Source organism: Rectinema subterraneum, from assembly GCA_009768935.1.
Lineage (GTDB): Bacteria > Spirochaetota > Spirochaetia > Treponematales > Rectinemataceae > Rectinema > Rectinema subterraneum.
This window is the reverse complement of record WESA01000020.1, coordinates 1-17,387: the sequence shown is the minus strand read 5'-3', so window position 1 is coordinate 17,387 and position 17,387 is coordinate 1. Positions and strand designations below refer to the sequence as shown.

Genomic DNA, 17,387 nt, shown 5'->3' with positions numbered 1-17,387 from the left:
ATTGTTACAGGTCAGCCGCAAGCCGCGCAAGCTTCTTCACATAGGTATACTGCGTTTTCGTCCGCTCGAAGCCGAGATTTTCGTAGAATCGGTGCGCATCTTCGCGCACGACATTGGTTTTGAGCCGCAAAGTGCTGAGCCCATGCGCGGCGGTCCAGCGCTCTGCCTCCTGCATGAGCGCATGCCCTACCCCTTGCCCGCGAAACCGCTCATCGACGACAAAGCCCGAAATCTCCGCAAACTTGTCGAGATAGAAATGGTCGACAACCTCGATACTTGTCCAGCCGATAACCTGCCCCTCATGCTCCGCGACGATGACGCGAGCCTCGGGTGCGCCAATATACCGCGGAAGGCGCTCGCGAACCTTTTCCGGGCTCGCGGGATAGCCGAGCTGGCCAGCCAAGGACGCGAGCGCGGGGCTGTCCTCGAGTGTTGCGCTGCGGATCATAAGGGCGCGTCCGCTCAAGGATGGAGACCCAGCGCGATTTTCCTGCCGCGCACCGGGCACGTGATGCGTTTCCATTGCGGCCTCCAAACTACACAAAACCCTCGTGCAACGTCGGCATCGGGGGGTAGGGTTGGCCGCTGGGGTTGGGGGAAAAGGCGGCACAAAAACCGACACCGAGCATTCGCACGAGGGCAATCATGATTATACTGAAGGGGAACAGAGGATGCAAGGCGCAAAGCTGGAAATCATGCAGTATGTCCAAGCCTTGCGCGGCGTACCTTTATCAACTGCCTTCACCAAACAAGCGTAAGGCCATACGGAATGAATTTTGCGAATTCGTTGTCCTTGCTTATCAACGCCATATTTCTGGAAATTGCTTGCCAGACAAGCATTCGATCAAATGGGTCGCTATGCGAATTTTCATTGAGTTTATAATAGGTCATTGCTTCTTCTGGTGTGAGGCTTATAGCTTGAAATTCCATTTTTTCTGCATACTGAAGCAGATCATCTGGACGCAGCGGGCCCAAATCCAGTTTCTTCAGTCGGGTCTTTATTGAGATTTCCCAAAATGAAATTGCGCTGATATAAATTTCATTGCCGGGATTTTCGATGGCTTCCTTTGCTTTTCTCGAAAGTTCTTCCGTTTTTGTAAGCGCCCATAAAAATACATGTGTATCAAGAAGATAGTTCATTGCTGCCCTAACAATTCCTCTTCGGTCATCTTGAAATCGTCAGCAAAGCGGATATCCACTTTGCCTTCGAGCAGGCCGATCTGCCGTTTGCTTTTCTTGGTTTTTTCAGCATAGGGAACAATCATAGCAATGGGCTTTTTCTTTCTGCCGTATAGAATACCAAACGATTCTCCTTTTTGTATCTTTTCCAGCACTTCGGAGAATTGATTTTTGAGTTCGCCGACGGACAAGTTCTTCATAGCATCAAAATATTGAGAATATTTCAACTTGTCAAGTTATCAAGTTAAAAACCTGACGGCAGCAGCGCACAGCCCAAGCACAGGCCCCTGCTCGGTCATTTTAGCAGCCTGCCCAGCGCCAACACCGCTCTCTTTGCTATCTCTTTTTCAGCAGGTCTGCGAACGGATTGTAGGTCATGCCGTCGCCTTCGGGTTCCCGTGGCGCGTGCCGTTTGTCTGCCCGTCTTCCTTCGCTTGTTGTCGCGCTGCCAGCAAGATTCGTCCTCGAGTCAGTGACCACCTTTGGCTTTTCAGCATTCGCCTGAACCCCTCCTGCCTGCACCTTCGCATCACTCCGCAGCGAAAGCCCGATGCGCCGCCGCACCGGATCGATGCTTATAATCGTGAATTCCTTGAGGTCGCCCACGCGCAGCACTTCCATCGGGTTTTTCACAAAGCGGTCACCCATTTCCGACACATGGATGAGCGCGCTCTCCTTGATCCCGATGTCGACAAAGGCGCCGAAATCGACCACGTTCTTGACCTTGCCCTTCACCTTCATGCCTGGCTGCAAATATTCAAACGAGAGCACTCCCTGCTGCAGAAGCGGCGGCGGCAGATCCTCGCGCGGGTCGCGGTTCGGTTTTTTGAGCTCGGTGATGATATCGTCGAGCGTGATATCGCCGACGCCGTATTTTTCTTTGAGCGCCGCCCGTTCCTCGCGGGAAGGATCGCGGCCAGACTTTACGATGGGCAGGATTTCCGCCGCGAGCGCGTAATTCTCGGGGTGCACCCAGGTATTGTCGAGCGGATTGTCGCCCTCCGGAATCTTGAGGAAGCCCGCGCACTGCTCGAATGTCTTCTCCCCAAGCCCCGGTATTTCCTTGAGCAGTGAGCGATTACGAATCACGCCGCTCGCATCGCGGAACTTGACGATTTTTTTGGCCAAGCTCCCGTTGATACCCGACACATACTTCAAGAGCGAATAACTCGCCGTATTCAGATTCACGCCCACCTGGTTCACCACCGAGCTCACGACTTCATCCAGGCGATCCGCAAGCTGTTTCTGGTTCACATCGTGCTGGTAGAGCCCCACGCCGATACTCTTTGGATCGATCTTGACGAGCTCCGCAAGCGGGTCTTGCAGGCGCCGCCCAATGGAAATAGCCCCTCGAATCGTCAGATCGAGCTCAGGAAATTCCTCGCGCGCCAGGTCGCTCGCCGAGTACACCGAAGCGCCATCCTCATCCACAACCGCAAATCGGCAGTCGAGATGGTTCTCCGCAATTGCTTCGGCCACTAGCTTTTGGACCTCGTGGCTCCCCGTACCATTGCCGACCGCAATGACCGAAAGCTTGTGCTTGGTCACTGCAGCGGCCACATCCTTCTTGCCTTGATCGGGCTTCGTCTCCTGGTTGATCACGAAATAGTCGAGGAACTTGCCGGTCTCGTCGAGCGCCGCGCACTTGGTTCCCGTCCGGATGCCCGGATCGATACCGAGCACGCGCGTGCCCCGCAAGGGGGGCTGCATGAGAAGATTGCGCAGATTCGTGCTGAACACATCGATGGCGTGCATCTCTGCGCTCTCTGTGAGGTCCGAGCGGATTTCCCGCCGCACAGCCGGCAAAAGAAGCCGCGCAAGCCCATCGGCCAAGGCTTCCTTGTGCTGGGCATTCGCAGGTCGAACCCGCTCCAGCACGAGCTCCTCCACGAGCACATCATCGATTTCGATCGACACATCGAGCTCGCCCTCGCGCTCTCCGCGATTCACAGCCAGCACCCGATGATGCTTGAGTGTCGAGAGCGGCTCCTTGTAATCCCAGTACATCTGGTAGGTGGACTGCTCGCGCTTTTCCTCCTCGCCGATGCCTTTCACCGAAAGCACACCATTCTGCATGACCACATGCTTGACGTACGCGCGAATCTCTGCATCCTGCGAAAGCCTCTCCGCAAGAATATCGCGAGCTCCGGCCCGCGCTTCCTCAGCGCTCGGTACCGATAGCTCGGGATGCTCATCATCCAAGCGCACAAAAGAAGGCGCCGCGGCCAGTACCTCTTCCAGCGGTGCCTTTGCCATGAGCTCAGCAAGCGGCCCCAGGCCCTTTTCCTGCGCGAGCATGCCCCGCGTCTTTTTCTTTTTCTTGAACGGAGCCCAGAGGTCCTCGAGCTCCGCGAGGGTCTTTGCTTTCTGAATATTCTCGTAGAGAAACGCATCGAGCTTGCCGAGCGCATTGATGCCTTTCAGCACCTCGAGCCTTCGCTCTTCGAGATTTTTGTAACTTTGGAACTTTTGGATACAATCGCGAACCTGCACCTCGTCGAGGTTACCCGTTCGCTCCTTGCGATAGCGGCTTATAAAGGGAATCGTGCAGCCCTCTGCCGAAAGGCTCAAGACCGCCATAACCTGCGAAAGACGAATTGCCAACTCCTGAGCAATGCGTTGCGCGATTCCGGATTCATCGATAGTGAGCGCCTCAATGCTGCTCGAATCCAAAACTGTCGTTGCTTCCATAGTGACCGTACGGTACGGGAAAAAAGGGAAAATTGCAAGGACTTTAGCCTGCTATGTTTGTGCATTTATTCTATGGATTTTCTTGCATGAATAGAATATGCTTTTTATAGATTCCAAAAGACTCTTTCTGTATACTATTGAAGACAGAGGCAGCAAATGGGCAAACTTGACAAGAAAGTGCGCACGTTCTCCGCACTCGAAATCGCCAAACTGTGTGGAGTAGTCAATCAAACAGCAATAAATTGGATACGAGCAGGTCATCTCAAAGCATTCACCACCCCCGGCGGGCAATACCGCGTCTATGCAGAAGACCTCGTTACATTCCTCAAAGAGCGTGACATGCGCATCCCTGAAGAACTGCATGAAGATCTCACCATGCCGGTTGACCTGGGCCTTGCCCTTATCGTCGACGACGACAAAGACCTCAATACTATCCTTAAGCGGCTCCTCGAGCGAAAAATCGAAGAATTGCGCGTCGCGCAGGCATTCGACGGCTTTGAGGCGGGGCGAATCATTGCCGAGCGGCATCCGGCAATCGTGCTTTTGGACTTGAACCTTCCCGGCGTCGATGGCTTTTCTCTCTGCAAGAAAATTAGGTCGGACGAATCGTTTGGGCAGCCAGCTGTTATCGCCATGACCGGTATCGCTCAGGAAGAAGCACAGCCCAAAATGATGGAAGCCGGCGCCGATGCCTTCTTTGCCAAGCCCCTCAACTTCGACGCGCTCATCGCAAAAATAAGAGAATTGCTCGAAGCCCGCAAAAACCAGCAGGGAAAGATCGAAGAATAAGGTTGCAACCCGCAGCCTTGGCTGCGGCACGTTCTCAAGGTGCTGAATGGATAAAAGAAGGAGGGCGCCACTATGAAAACATTGTATCGTTCTCCCGATGGTCGCTGCATTGTAGCGGTTGGCGATATCACCACGCTTGAATGTGACGCCATCGTCAATGCGGCGAATTCGAGCCTTCTTGGCGGAGGCGGTGTCGATGGAGCCATTCATAGCGCTGGAGGACCCCAAATTCTCGAAGAATGCCGCACGCTCCGTGCTGGCCCCCTCAAAGAAGGCCTTCCTCCCGGCCGCGCCGTCGCCACAACCGCAGGCCGCCTCCCCGCTAAGCGAGTCATCCATACCGTCGGCCCCATATGGCGCGGCGGGGAGCATCACGAAGACGAGACCCTTGAATCATGCTATCGCGAATCCCTGGCGGTAGCCGCGCGCGAAGGCCTTGCCTGCGTCGCCTTCCCGGCAATTTCGACAGGCATCTATGGCTTTCCAAAAGTCCGCGCGGCGCGCATCGCATGGAAAACCGTGCAGGAGTTTCTAGCGGGCTCCCCTGCGTCTATGCCGCGCGTTATCTGGTTCGTATTTTTTTCGGAGGCGGACGCGGCGCTATTCATGAATGAAAACAAACTCACAGAAAATAAGAGTATCGTATGAAAGCAGCAGTATTCGCCGAATTTGGAGCGCCGCTCACCATCTCGGAAGTCCCTGACCCAAAAGCCCCTGACGGAGGCGTTGTCCTTGCTGTTGATGCCACAGGCATATGCCGAAGCGACTGGCATGGATGGCAAGGACACGATCCTGATATCAAGCTTCCCCACGTGCCAGGACACGAACTGGCAGGAACCATCGTCGAGGTAGGAAAAAGCGTGCAGAACTGGAAAATAGGCGACCGGGTGACCATGCCATTTGTAGCCGGCTGCGGGCACTGTACGCCCTGCCTCACCGGCAATCAGCAGGTTTGCGACAACCAGTTTCAGCCCGGATTCACCCATTGGGGCTCGTTTGCTGAATTCGTCGCTATCCGCTATGCCGACATGAACCTCGTGCGGCTTCCCGACGCGATAGATTCAGCCACAGCCGCGAGCCTCGGATGCCGCTTTGCGACAGCCTTTCGTGCCCTGGAAGCCCAGGCAAAAGTTCGCGCGGGCGAATGGGTAGCCATTCATGGTTGCGGAGGAGTCGGCCTGTCCGCCATCATGATTGCTGCAGCGATGGGTGCCAGAATCATCGCGATTGATATCCAGAGCGACAAGCTTGCCATGGCGCGGGAACTCGGTGCGGAAGTCGTGATCAATTCGCGAGAAGTCCCCGATGTCCTATCCGCAATCCGCGACGTCACTGGAGGAGGAGCGCACGTTTCCATGGATGCTCTGGGAAGCCGACAGACCTGCTTCAATTCTATTGCTTGCTTAGCCAAGCGCGGGCATCACGTGCAGGTGGGCCTCATGCTCGCTGACCAGAGCCATCCGGAAATTCCCATGGACCTCGTGGTAGCCCGCGAACTGGAAATCTACGGAAGCCACGGCATTCAAGCGCATCGCTATAGTGTACTCCTTGGCATGATCGCTGCGGGCAAACTCCACCCTGAACGGCTCATCACCGCGCGCCTGTCCCTCGCGCAGGGTGTCGAATTCCTGCATAAGATGGACCAATTCCCCGGTACCGGGATCAACGTCATTACCTCGTTCTGAACCCTGCAGGTTGCCGCTGCGCCCTTGACCAAGCCCCAGCCTGCCGGCTATATTTTCAAATCGCAGCGCGCCGCGATTAGCGACGCGCAATGTACGCGTCGTACCGCGACGGCGCACCCCCAGAGGCCCCAGTGCTCGCACACCGGCAATTGCCGGAGCAGCACGACGGTTACCTCTTAATACCGTCGCGAGAAGCGACGAATTTAAAAACGCGACCGTCGTACCGCGACGGCGCGCATGCAGAGAACCGCAGCGCCTGGCAAACCGGCAAAAGCCGGAGCAGCACGACGGTTTCCTCTGATTCCTGCCGCGAAAAGCGGCAAATTTAAAAACGCGACCGTCGTACCGCGACGGCGCACCCCCAGAGGCCCCAGTGCTCGCACACCGGCAATAGCCGGAGCAGCACGACGGTTTCCTCTGATTCCTGCCGCGAAAAGCGGCAAATTTAAAAACGCGACCGTCGTACCGCGACGGCGCGCATGCAGAGGCCCCAGTGCTGGCAAACCGGCAATAGCCGGAGCAGCACGACGGTTACCTCTGATTCCTGCCGCGAAAAGCGGCACATTGAAAAACGCGACCGTCGTACCGCGACGGCGCGCATGCAGAGAACCGCAGCGCCTGGCAAACCGGCAATAGCCGGAGCAGCACGACGGTTACCTCTGATTCCTGCCGCGAAAAGCGGCACATTGAAAAACGCGACCGTCGTATACCGGTATTACCCGAGCTTCCCAAGCTCGTGAAGCGGGTTCGACTCCCGTCGGTCGCTCTAGATTTAAAAATTGGTTGCGCACAAATATTATGTTTCAACTGTAAGAACGCCGAAGCTGCTTGTTTATCCAGAACTGCACAAAGATTTTTTCGTACCTGTGCGTTTTTCTGCCCCTCTCTTAATTCAGACCATGTGTATTGTATTATAATGAAATACAGCTGCACATGGCCTTGAATTACGCATCATCGACAGAAATTTGTTACCCAAGTGGTCCGAAAAGCGGGGAGCACTACACGATCGCGCTCGTCAAATGGGAATAAGCTTAGCATAGCTTGATAGTTAAACATTATAATTGTTACTGTTTCCGGGTGGTAAATTACTTCTCTTTCCGCACGCCTTTGAACGGTTTCCCATCCTGTTTTTGATCAATGAACCTGCCGGTTTCTTTATCCCTTTTCGTCCAGTTGTCATTTTTCGGGTTATGAACTTGTGAACGCTTGCGAACAGCACCATTTCGATGACCATCGTGAGAAGGAGGGTTCGTTGCCATAAGATACCTCATTTTATGTTTTAAATGACTCATATGAGTCTGTGTAAATAATAAATATTTTGAGTAGACAAGTCAAGGTTGATATATTATATTTGTAAACAAAAGGAGGACTTTCCAATGCCGTCATCTTTTGGCCAGAGGCTCAAGGCTGCCCGAATAATGGCTGGCCTTTCCATGGATGCTCTTGTTGCCAAGATGGGACATAGAGTATCCAAGCAAGCCATCAGCAAATACGAAAATAATCTCATGTCTCCTGACAGCGAAACCCTCATCGCCTTGAGTGAGGCTCTTGAAGTAAAGCCTGATTATTTCTTTTCTAAATATGAAATAGCTGTGGACTCCATAAATTTCCGGAAAAAGGCTGCCTTGGGTAAAAAAGCCATGGAAACCCTAAAGGCCCGGATCAAAGACACTATCGAGCGATATGCCGAACTTGAATCGTTCTTCCCGGCTTCTCTCCCCTTCACAAACCCTCTTTCAGACTATGTAATCTCCAGTCTTGATGATATTCGGAAAGCCGCCATGGAGCTTCGGAAGGCTTGGGGCTTCGGATTGGAAGAGCCGATTAGCTACATAATCAACTGCCTCGAAGAGCATTCCATACGAGTACTCGAGATCAACGGGAGTGATAGCTTCGATGGGCTCTCTGGATGGGTAAAGCAATCGCCATTCATAATTCTGAATTCAAATGCACCATCCGACCGTAAACGTCTTACTGCATTGCATGAGTTTGCTCATCTCTCCCTGAAGTTTTCCGATTCCCTATCCAATTCTGAGAGGGAGAAGCTTTGCCATTCTTTTGGAGGCGCATTCCTATTACCCCGGGGTGTTCTTGTAAAAGAATTGGGCTTAAAGCGCACGGAGATTTCATTCTTTGAACTTGACAGACTCAAGAAACAATATGGTATTTCAATGCAGGCCATCATGTACCGGGCGAAGCAGGAAGAAATTATCTCCGAGTATGTCTATGAATCTTTCAGCCGCGAAATAAGTGCCAGAAACTGGCGAAAACAGGAGCCAAACCGCTATCCAATCGACGAGCATCCACTGCGCTTCGAGCAACTTCTTCACAGGGCAATTTCCGAAGAGATGATATCGATATCAAAAGCAGCATACCTTGCCAACACGTCGATAGAAGATATTCGTTGTCAGGAGCTCCTGAAAAATGACACTGCTCATCCATGACGCGAATGTCCTCATCGACTTAATCAGCATCGACCTTCTTGATTAATAGTGGATTCTGAAAAAGCATTGTGCAAGAAAAGCCATCTAGATAATCCATGCTCATCACAGAACCAAACGCAACAGCGGATACTCCGCGTCATCTCGATATATCCTGAACCCATTGCGGAAGTAGAACTCTGCAGGCCCAGATGGATTATCTGCCTTGCCCTTTCTGGCGAAAGTTTCAACTGCGCCGATCCCTCTTTGTTTCAACTCAGCAAGGACATTGTCAAGAAGTTGCGAGCCCAGACCCAATTTTCTGAATCGATGCCGAGGAATGAAAAGGCATGAGATTAGAACTGCCTCCTGGCTTGGCGGCCCGGCTTGGTATTCTGCAACACGAGGGAAAAATCCCGGCGGTGCATAGTGGGCGTACCCTTCTGCCACTCCATCAACGTACGCAATCTTGCCGCAATTGCCAAAATGTTCATTCGTTCTCTGCAACCAAGCGGTCTTCATGCGGATCGCTTTGTCTTTCGATTGTTCGATTGGTCCTGTGGACTCTCCAGGGAACTCCCAATACAGGCAGTACTTGCAGCTAAAAGGATAGCCATCCCATTCAGGAGCATCTTGCAGGCTTTCTTCAGTAAGGTTAGCGATCTTGATCTTCATTTCATTCTCCAAGAGCTGTTCTTGGCTTGTCGCCAGATTCTATTATAAGAATCTATAACGAATTTGCGTAAGCACTATTATTCATTGCAGCACCCAGCAACCATGGAAAATTGCAAATTGGTCCAACGACAATCTAACGTTCTGTGAAGACAATGCGGCATCTCCCACCAGGCTGAAGTGTATGATAATATTCCCATAGAAAGATGGATTTAAAGCTATGCAAAAGCAGGCAAAATCAAAACAGAGGGTTGCCAACCATGGCGAGGTGCTGACCGGCGAGCGCGAAGTCAACGCCATGCTTGACCTCGTAAAGCCGGAGACCGAACAAATCGATTCGCGCTTTCTTGAACCCGCCTGCGGGACAGGCAATTTTCTTGCCGAAATCCTCAAACGAAAGCTCCGCGTCGTAGAAGACCGCTATGCAAAGAGTCAGATCGAGTACGAACGAAAAGAGATAACTGTAGGAACAGAAATGATTGATAAATTGTGGAATTCGAGCAGAAAGGCAGTGCCAAAACCGAGCAGGGGACTGACCTGCTGGATCGGCTTTCCCAGGACCTGACGGCGGAGTTCGGCAAGGGATTCAGCAACTCCAATCTTTTCCAGATTCAGCAATTCTACCTCAAGGTTCAAAATATCCAGACGCTGTCTGGACAATTGAGCTGGAGCCATTATGCCGAAATCCTGAAAGCCGACAACGACCTGGAAATCAGTTTTTATACCAGACAATGCGAAAAGGAACACTGGAGCGTGCGCGAGCTTAAGCGTCAGATGAAAAGCATGCTGTTGCATCGCTTGCACTCGGTAAAGACAAATCTGGTGTGCTGAAAAGAGTATTGATCGATGAGTAAGGAATTCTTTCCTCCGCGCCTCGACGTACATCCCCTCCATCTATGCCTATGAGCCGCGGCACGGTTTTCACTGATCACTCTAACCTCTATCTTTCCGGCACGCCATTCCGCGCCATCGCTTCTGGCGAGTTCAACGAGTTTGACCTGAACGAGTTTTTCCGCGCCGAGGGGATCGGAAAGGACGCGCGATTTAAGTACGAAAACGAAGTTCAAAAGTGGCTCGACCTTATTCGTGGATCATTTCTGGAAACTACGGTGGACAATCTGAAAATGGGGGCCAGAAAGCCGCCGTTTCCATATTCCGATGCGCGGCTGCTTAATGTGCTAACCCATACCCTATGGTTCCTTCCAAGCGTGGCGTCCTGTTATGCCATGCGCAACCTTATGGCGCAACGGCAGAACAAGTTCTATCACGATTACACCGTCGTTGTGGCCGCAGGTAATGCTGCCGGAATCGGAGTCGCGGCACTGGAACCGGTACTGAAGGCGATGGATGATCCCCTCAAGACGAAGACCATTACGCTCTCCTGCGGAAAACTGACTACCGGCGTGACGGTTCGACCCTGGACCGGCATTTTCATGCTGCGCAACTCCTCAAGCCCGGAAACCTATTTCCAGGCTGCATTCCGGGTGCAATCGCCTTGGACGCTCAAGAATCCGGACGGGCAATCGCCGAACGAGGAGCTGATTCTCAAGGAGGAATGCTACGTCTTCGATTTTGCGCCTGACCGTGCCCTGAGGCAGATTGCCGACTATGCCTGCCGTCTGGATGTCAACGAAGCCAACCCTGAGAAGAAGGTCGAGGAATTCATCAGCTTCCTGCCGGTGCTGGCCTATGACGGCAGCTCCATGAAACGCATCGATGCCGCAGGCATTCTCGACATGTCGATGAGTGGTACCACCGCCACCCTGCTCGCCCGCCGCTAGGAAAGCGCCCTCCTGGTAAATGTAGACAACGATACCCTGCGCCGGCTCATGAGCAATGAAGAAGCCATGCGGGCACTTATGAGCATCGAAGGCTTCCGCAGTCTGAACCAGGACATCGAGACCATCATCAACAAATCCGAGGCAGTCAAAAAACTCAAGCGCGAGGCCAACGATCGCCAGCTCGCCAAGGAAGAAAAACTCAAGCTCAGCGAAGAAGAAAAAGAATACAAGAGCAAGCGCAGGCAAATTCAGGAAAAGCTCATCAAATTTGCGACGCGGATTCCCGCCTTCATGTACCTGACCGATTACCGCGAGCGCACCCTCAAGGATGTCATCACCCAGCTGGAGCCAGGCCTCTTCAAAAAGGTGACCGGACTCACCGTGAAGGATTTTGAGCTTCTGATAAGCCTCGGCGTCTTCAACAGTGCCCTCATGAACGACGCGGTCTACAAGTTCAAGCGCTATGAGGATGCCAGCCTGCGATACGTCGGCATCGACAGGCACGAAGGCGAGGACATCGGGCTCTATGACACCATCTTGCGCAAAGAAGAGTATGATCAGACATTCATGAATATCGCAGCGGAGCGTTGATGGAGCTAGAAGCGATATAAGCATTTTTCATCAGCGATCGTGGACAAAGATAAAAAGTCTATTTTGCTTTTAAAAGATAAAGCTCGCGAATTTAAAGCCATGGCGTTGGCAATGGAGAGCACAGGGTATTCGCAATATTTTGCTTGGCAGCTGCTTTTGAGCGTATTGTAACAAGGCAAGTACCCCTGGGGGAATTACCATGACCCTGCTGGGGAAAGGAGATGATCCTTGACGCACGAAATGATTCGTGCTGATTTTGGATGATACGGTCGCCGGCGAGCCTCCCAAGCTCGTGAAGCGGGTTCGACTCCCGTCGGTCGCTCTCGATGAATGGCCTGCAAACAGCGGGCCTTTTTGTTATACTGACAATATGACATCACAATCACAAATATCTCGCGACTGTGACAGCGCCAGCCCCGAAAACCTCCAGGCCCTCTACGACATGCTACTCGCGTCCCGCCATTGCGTCGCGTTCACCGGCGCAGGGGTGAGCACCCTCTCCGGCATACGCGATTTTCGCGGCAAGAACGGCCTCTACAAGACCCCCGATGCTGACAAGATCTTCGATATCGACATTTTCAGGCAGGACCCCTCCTTCTATTACAAGATGACCAAGGACTTCATCTACGGGCTGGGCGACAAGAAGCCTTCGGTCGTTCACAAGGTCCTCGCGGAGTTGGAAAAGCGGGGCATTTTGAAAGCCATTATCACGCAGAATATTGACCTACTGCATCAGAAAGCAGGAAGCCGTCGCGTCATCGAAATCCATGGCTCTCCGTCCTTGCATCATTGCCCGAGGTGCGCCTGGTCCATGACCTTCAGCGAAGTGGCCGCAATTGTCCGCGCAGGAGATATTCCCCGGTGCAAAAAATGTGACGCCGTGCTCAAGCCGGATATCACGTTTTTCGGCGAAAGCCTGCCCGCAGAAGCGCTCGCCGAAGCAATAGAAGAAGCTCGCTCAGCCGATCTGCTCCTCGTCCTCGGCTCGACCCTGCTCGTCTACCCTGCCGCGACCCTTCCGGAATATACCCTCGAACATGGCGGCAGGCTCGTGATCGTCAATGATATGGCGACCCATCTCGATGCCGCCGCCAGCCTCAGGTTTTCCGATCTCGGCTCGGTTTTCGATTTTCTTGAAAAGAAACTGAAATGCTGAAAGCTGGGCAGCAGGCAGGGCCGGTATTTCAATTTTTTTATCCCAGCCGCACCGCCATTGAAATTTTCCCTTCCTTGTATTCATTACGTTTTGTAACTTCAACTGACAAATTGTAAAATCAAGTAATAATGCATTATATTTCAGCGACTTGCACAAAACACGCTCTATCGTTTCTGCCAAAGAGTCGATTCAAGCATACATCTATTTCTGGCGCGACAATATCGGAACGGAAATCGATGTGGTTTTCGAAGAGAGCCTGAAGTTGAGGGCGCTCGAAATTCAATCAGGCAAGACCTTTTCGCCGAATTCACCTCGAATCTCGAAGCATGGATCGGTATTCGGGTTCGTTGCTGGAAGATTGCGCGCTCATCTATATAAAACGCAAGCTCTTGTCTGTTATCATGCAAATAATCATAATCTGGACATGGAAGCCGGATCATCATCTCCGGTCACAGACCCAAAAGTGCTGTTTGATGATTTTGCCAACGAATACGATAGCTGGTTTTTGACGCCTGCCGGCAGGAAAGTGTTTGCATTCGAGCTGGATCTGTTGTTGAATTCGCTGCCTGCATTGAGTGGCATCCATCTGCTTGAAATTGGTATAGGCACAGGGCTCTTTGCAATAGAGTTCCAGAAGCGAGGTGCAAACGTCGAGGGCATCGAACCTTCCCCAAAAATGCGTGCAATAGCCGAAAAGCGTGGTCTTGAAGTAAAGTACGGTTTAGGCGAAGCAATCCCCTATCCGGATAATTCTTTTGATGTAGTGCTTGCAATGACCTCCATTGAATTTTCAAAAATGCCTGAGCGCTTTTTGCAGGAAATGGTTCGTGTCACCAAACCCTCGGGCATCGTTGCCGTTGGAGTGCTCAACCTCTGGTCCCTGTATGGCATATCACGCAGAGTAAAAGGGCTATTCAAAAAAAGCCTTTATGATGAGGCACATTTTTATTCGTATAGAGAGCTGAAAAAGTTTCTTTCAACATATGTGAATAACGTTGAGGTAAAATCGACGGTTTTCTTAAGCCCTTCGCCTCCAAATTTCATTCTAGAGAGAGCAGATGCTATTGAACATTTTGGGAGACACCACCTTGTGCCATTTGGTGCTCTCCTTGTCGGCACAGGCAAAAAAGCTGAACAAAGGAAGTGACAAAATGCTTATTGAAGTACAATTTTCCATGTATCCAATAAGAGAAGCGCATATTTCACCCTTCATACAAAAAGCAGTCAACATTATCGAAAGCTTCGGGCTTCCTGTGCAGGTTGGCCCCATGAGCAGCATCACCTATGGCGAGAGTGCAACGATCTTCAAAGCTTTCGACAGGATTATCGAGGAATTCGCCGGATCCACCCAGTTTGTGCTCATCACCACCATTTCAAATGCCTGCCCAGTTGATTTCAGTCAAAATAAATCTTCTTCAAAAAGCTCCCTTTAGAGGCCTTTAGAGGCATAGCCAGAAGACTTCGCGGCACGCAAAGCCCCCCTCCCTCTCCGAAACTCATGGGTATTCGAAATAATTCCCTGTCTGCAGAGGCATGAATCGCGTTCCGAATTTCTTTCTGAGTTCGACTTGGGCATTGAACCCGGTGCAGTGCCCTGCGTAGATCGAGCCAACGACGAGCGAATCGAGAGCATCCACCGTTTTTGCAATCCTCTCCATAGGCGCTTCAACAAGGTGCAATCCACCAATAATCGAGGTAACTTCTGAAATACCGCTCATGGCTATGGCATGTTTTGTTATGTTGACAATCCCGGCGTGGCTGCATCCGGAAAGTATGACGATCCCTTTCCCTTTTACGGCCCCGATGACCGATATATCGTCATTCATGGGATCCTGGACAAGGTGATTCTGCGTATCGATTGTCTTGAGCGGTATGCCCACTTCCTCGAAATCGGTCTGGCGCTGTATATATCCGGTCGTTGCAAGCCCGGGCATAAGCTGGAGAGGATCCGCCGTGAGGAAAAAGGCTGCACCAATTTTCTCCAGGTTTGATTTTGCATCATCTGACGTTATCCCTACATGCCGTAAATAAGGCTTGTCGATGAAATTGAGCCTGAAGAGATCCGGATGGGCAATAACGGGTATATCGGTTTTTCCAATTGCCCTCAGCACTTCCGCCAGACCCTGAGTATGATCATAGTGGCAATGAGTGAGCACAATAGCATCGATACTGGCTGGATCGATCCCCATAAGTCTCATGTTGTGGAGAAGTGCTTCGTGACTCTGGCCTACATCTATCAGAATATGCCTTACAAAACCATCTTTACTCGCGGTCACATAAAGCGAAATTCCATGTTGACCCCAAAAGGGGCTCTCATACATCACTGAATCTTCAGCCACTACCCTGACCGACAAGTTGTCCAGCATGTCCATTGTATTCATAGAGCCTCCCTCTCCCCTACGGTTTGACCGCTTCATCTTGCGCTTCTTTCCCTCTGCCTATGACAGCGATAATCTGGAATACCACAATGGCAGCAATAGACGGGAAGAGCCAAGTGAGCGCTTGATTCCGTAGAGGCATTGCTGTATTCAGCATCGAGAAAGGCGTATTTGCGATGCCAAGACCCGCCAGAAAATCGCCTATACTGAAAAGTATCGCTACGAGAACGCCTGCCTGGGTAGCAAGCTTGACTTTGAGAAAGTCAGTAAAGAGTGACATGATGATAATAATGACAAGGGCAGGATAAATGAGCATCAGCCATGGAACCGTATAGCCCACAATTTTGGAAAGACCTATGAGACCCAGCAAAAAACCAATGATACTGCTGGCTGCTACAGTAAATTTGTACTTGATTTTGCCTCCGCTCATCTGCTCGAAGGTATCACCTGCTGCCGAGGTAAGGCCTACGGAGGTTGTAATGCAGGCCAGCGCGATAATGACAGCAAATACTATTTTGCCAAAGTATCCCAAGAGACCTTCCGCTATTTTAACAGAGAGAACTCCGATTGCCGCATCCGGAAAGAGCCCGCCTGAAGATGCACCCAGATAGGTAAGACCAGTTGAAGTAAGAAGAAGAGCAAGGGCAGCAAAAATACCTATCGTAATGATGGTGGAACTTCGGGATTTCGCATCTTCGATACCCCGTCGCTTGAGTTCGTTGATAATCCAGATTCCGAAAATCGATGCTCCCAGGGCGTTCATTGTATTGTAACCGTTAATGATGCCGTCGCTGAAGGCGGTAGACGATCCTGTTGAGGCAACCGCTGACAGAGGAGCAAAGATTCCTTTGATAACCAGGATAATCATGAAAACAATAAGTGCAGGGGCCAGATATTTGCCTATTCTGTCTATGACTTTGGAGCGGTTATAGGCAAAATAATAATTGAGAGCAAAATAGACAAGAAGGGTTACCCAAATGGGAATCGACGGGAAAAATTGCGCAACAGCCATCTCATGCGTCGCAGAACTGACACGCGGCAGTATGAAGACTGGTCCCATGATGAGGACGGCGATCGTGGTATACGCAATCGCAAAGCCTTTGCCCAGAACCATTGCTGTCAAGCCAACAAGAGAATAATTCTGCCTTGATATAGCAAGGTAGGCCAAAAACACCATGAAGCTGTTCACGACACCATAGCCGAGCGCCGCTATAAACCACGAAGCTCCGGTAGTTCTTCCCAGCATTGCAGGGAAAATGGTGTCACCCACTCCAAAATGTCCGGAGAAAACAGCCGCAGAAACGACGAGAACAGCTCCAAAGGAAAGAGCTTGTTTCTTTGTATCAGCCATATATTGCCTCCTGAAAAGAATTGTATAATTGGCATATGCCAATGTCAACTGTTTTTGGTATAAATAAAAAGAAACCAAGCATAAATATTGAATATCGTCTCTATATCCTGATTAAGCCCTATTTTGCTGGCCTTGAAAGCAGATTCTTTAAATCAGTTCTCTACTCGCGCCCGACATAGCGTTCGCCCGGTGCATATACTAAAATACAAAAACACTCGGCAATTGAAGGACTAGAAGCAAATGCAGATGACAGAAACACAAAGAGCTGCGCAATTTATAGAACAGTATATCCCCGAAGCCATGCACGAAACTAAAACGCCTGGCTACAGTGTCGCGGTCATGAAAGATGATGAGCTCGTGTATGGAGGCGGTTTTGGCTGGCGGGATCGCGAGCGATTTTTGCCCGCAACTGCTGACACTTTGTATGGAATTGGTTCATGCACCAAGGCTTTTGTGGCTACTGCCGTTCTATTGCTTGCTGAACGGGGCGCGCTGACGCTGGAAGACCCTGCCGGGCGCTATATCCCTTTGAAACTTCGCGCAACCGGAGGCACTCCCGATGGCGCCCCCAACATCGGCGCCTTCGATGGTAGCGCCGAAAGTGGCCCCATCACGATTCACCACCTTCTGACGCATTCTTCGGGCCTTCCGTCTCTTTCGACATCTGAAATTCTTTTGCAGCAGGGGCTTGGGC

At 51.4% G+C, this 17,387-nt stretch carries 21 protein-coding genes and 1 tRNA gene; 14 read left to right on the top strand and 8 right to left on the bottom strand.

Translation table 11 applies throughout. From position 1 onward, the window contains the following. Positions 1–4 precede the first annotated feature (4 nt). The 4 genes from GAP13_RS06675 to GAP13_RS06660 form a co-directional block, all read right to left on the bottom strand. Positions 5–523, bottom strand: a complete 519-nt coding sequence (locus tag GAP13_RS06675; protein ID WP_158907454.1) for a GNAT family N-acetyltransferase — start codon at positions 521–523, stop codon at positions 5–7. Positions 524–741: 218 nt separating this feature from the next. After that, entirely contained in the window at positions 742–1,140 is a 399-nt protein-coding gene (locus GAP13_RS06670) for a type II toxin-antitoxin system VapC family toxin (RefSeq protein WP_158907452.1), read from the bottom strand. Beyond that, positions 1,137–1,379 (bottom strand): type II toxin-antitoxin system Phd/YefM family antitoxin, encoded by a 243-nt coding sequence (locus GAP13_RS06665; protein WP_158907449.1) that lies wholly within the window; start codon positions 1,377–1,379, stop codon positions 1,137–1,139. Before GAP13_RS06665 ends, GAP13_RS06670 begins: the two co-directional genes overlap by 4 nt. A gap of 136 nt (positions 1,380–1,515) precedes the next feature. After that, positions 1,516–3,870, bottom strand: coding sequence for a Tex-like N-terminal domain-containing protein (locus GAP13_RS06660; protein ID WP_158907447.1), 2,355 nt, complete (start codon positions 3,868–3,870; stop codon positions 1,516–1,518). 156 nt (positions 3,871–4,026) lie between these two features. Here GAP13_RS06660 and GAP13_RS06655 point away from each other — a divergent pair, with 156 nt between their 5' ends. From GAP13_RS06655 to GAP13_RS06640, 4 genes are all read left to right on the top strand, one after another. After that, positions 4,027–4,659 carry a response regulator gene (locus GAP13_RS06655; protein ID WP_158907445.1) on the top strand — a complete coding sequence of 211 codons (633 nt, stop codon included), beginning with the start codon at positions 4,027–4,029 and terminating at the stop codon, positions 4,657–4,659. A 72-nt stretch (positions 4,660–4,731) separates the two neighbouring features. Further along, the gene (locus GAP13_RS06650) at positions 4,732–5,307 is read left to right on the top strand and encodes an O-acetyl-ADP-ribose deacetylase (protein ID WP_158907443.1); all 576 of its coding nucleotides are present in this window, start codon (positions 4,732–4,734) and stop codon (positions 5,305–5,307) included. Continuing rightward, positions 5,304–6,344, top strand: a complete 1,041-nt coding sequence (locus tag GAP13_RS06645) for a zinc-dependent alcohol dehydrogenase family protein (RefSeq protein WP_158907441.1) — start codon at positions 5,304–5,306, stop codon at positions 6,342–6,344. The genes GAP13_RS06650 and GAP13_RS06645 overlap by 4 nt, the downstream gene beginning before the upstream one ends. A gap of 695 nt (positions 6,345–7,039) precedes the next feature. Then, positions 7,040–7,110, top strand: a tRNA-Gly gene (locus GAP13_RS06640). Positions 7,111–7,429: 319 nt separating this feature from the next. Here the strand turns inward: GAP13_RS06640 and GAP13_RS13015 are convergent. Further along, the gene (locus tag GAP13_RS13015; RefSeq protein ID WP_186338828.1) at positions 7,430–7,603 is read right to left on the bottom strand and encodes a hypothetical protein; all 174 of its coding nucleotides are present in this window, start codon (positions 7,601–7,603) and stop codon (positions 7,430–7,432) included. 78 nt (positions 7,604–7,681) lie between these two features. On the opposite strand from GAP13_RS13015, the gene GAP13_RS06635 reads away from it, so the two are divergent. Beyond that, a complete protein-coding gene (locus tag GAP13_RS06635) occupies positions 7,682–8,788 on the top strand; it encodes a helix-turn-helix domain-containing protein (RefSeq protein WP_158907439.1) in 1,107 nt (368 codons plus the stop codon). Between the two features lie 102 nt (positions 8,789–8,890). Here the strand turns inward: GAP13_RS06635 and GAP13_RS06630 are convergent, their stop codons facing one another. Then, entirely contained in the window at positions 8,891–9,439 is a 549-nt protein-coding gene (locus GAP13_RS06630) for a GNAT family N-acetyltransferase (protein WP_158907424.1), read from the bottom strand. A 265-nt stretch (positions 9,440–9,704) separates the two neighbouring features. Between GAP13_RS06630 and GAP13_RS13080 the strand changes: the two genes are divergently transcribed. The 8 genes from GAP13_RS13080 (at position 9,705) to GAP13_RS06600 (ending at position 14,397) form a co-directional block, all read left to right on the top strand. Continuing rightward, the gene (locus tag GAP13_RS13080; protein ID WP_222126172.1) at positions 9,705–10,001 is read left to right on the top strand and encodes a DNA methyltransferase family protein; all 297 of its coding nucleotides are present in this window, start codon (positions 9,705–9,707) and stop codon (positions 9,999–10,001) included. Continuing rightward, on the top strand, positions 9,926–10,267 hold the full coding sequence (locus tag GAP13_RS06620) for a DUF1016 N-terminal domain-containing protein (RefSeq protein WP_222126171.1): 342 nt from the start codon (positions 9,926–9,928) through the stop codon (positions 10,265–10,267). Before GAP13_RS13080 ends, GAP13_RS06620 begins: the two co-directional genes overlap by 76 nt. A gap of 71 nt (positions 10,268–10,338) precedes the next feature. Then, positions 10,339–11,217, top strand: a complete 879-nt coding sequence (locus tag GAP13_RS13075; RefSeq protein ID WP_222126170.1) for a DEAD/DEAH box helicase — start codon at positions 10,339–10,341, stop codon at positions 11,215–11,217. 48 nt (positions 11,218–11,265) lie between these two features. Continuing rightward, on the top strand, positions 11,266–11,808 hold the full coding sequence (locus GAP13_RS13070; RefSeq protein WP_222126169.1) for a hypothetical protein: 543 nt from the start codon (positions 11,266–11,268) through the stop codon (positions 11,806–11,808). Between the two features lie 39 nt (positions 11,809–11,847). Then, positions 11,848–11,979: a hypothetical protein gene (locus tag GAP13_RS13260; protein WP_306769195.1), complete on the top strand. Its 132-nt coding sequence runs from the start codon at positions 11,848–11,850 to the stop codon at positions 11,977–11,979. A 271-nt stretch (positions 11,980–12,250) separates the two neighbouring features. Then, positions 12,251–12,964, top strand: a complete 714-nt coding sequence (locus GAP13_RS06610) for a Sir2 family NAD-dependent protein deacetylase (protein ID WP_158907504.1) — start codon at positions 12,251–12,253, stop codon at positions 12,962–12,964. Positions 12,965–13,112: 148 nt separating this feature from the next. Further along, the gene (locus tag GAP13_RS06605; protein ID WP_222126168.1) at positions 13,113–14,111 is read left to right on the top strand and encodes a class I SAM-dependent methyltransferase; all 999 of its coding nucleotides are present in this window, start codon (positions 13,113–13,115) and stop codon (positions 14,109–14,111) included. 4 nt (positions 14,112–14,115) lie between these two features. Then, positions 14,116–14,397, top strand: coding sequence for a YkoF family thiamine/hydroxymethylpyrimidine-binding protein (locus GAP13_RS06600; RefSeq protein ID WP_158907422.1), 282 nt, complete (start codon positions 14,116–14,118; stop codon positions 14,395–14,397). Positions 14,398–14,460: 63 nt separating this feature from the next. Here the strand turns inward: GAP13_RS06600 and GAP13_RS06595 are convergent, their stop codons facing one another. Then, complete coding sequence (locus GAP13_RS06595; protein WP_241864304.1) at positions 14,461–15,345, bottom strand: MBL fold metallo-hydrolase; 885 nt, start codon at positions 15,343–15,345, stop codon at positions 14,461–14,463. Positions 15,346–15,361: 16 nt separating this feature from the next. Next, positions 15,362–16,693, bottom strand: a complete 1,332-nt coding sequence (locus tag GAP13_RS06590) for a branched-chain amino acid transport system II carrier protein (protein ID WP_158907420.1) — start codon at positions 16,691–16,693, stop codon at positions 15,362–15,364. A gap of 246 nt (positions 16,694–16,939) precedes the next feature. On the opposite strand from GAP13_RS06590, the gene GAP13_RS06585 reads away from it, so the two are divergent. Next, positions 16,940–17,387: serine hydrolase domain-containing protein (locus GAP13_RS06585; protein WP_158907418.1), on the top strand; the 448-nt coding region annotated here is incomplete at its 3' end.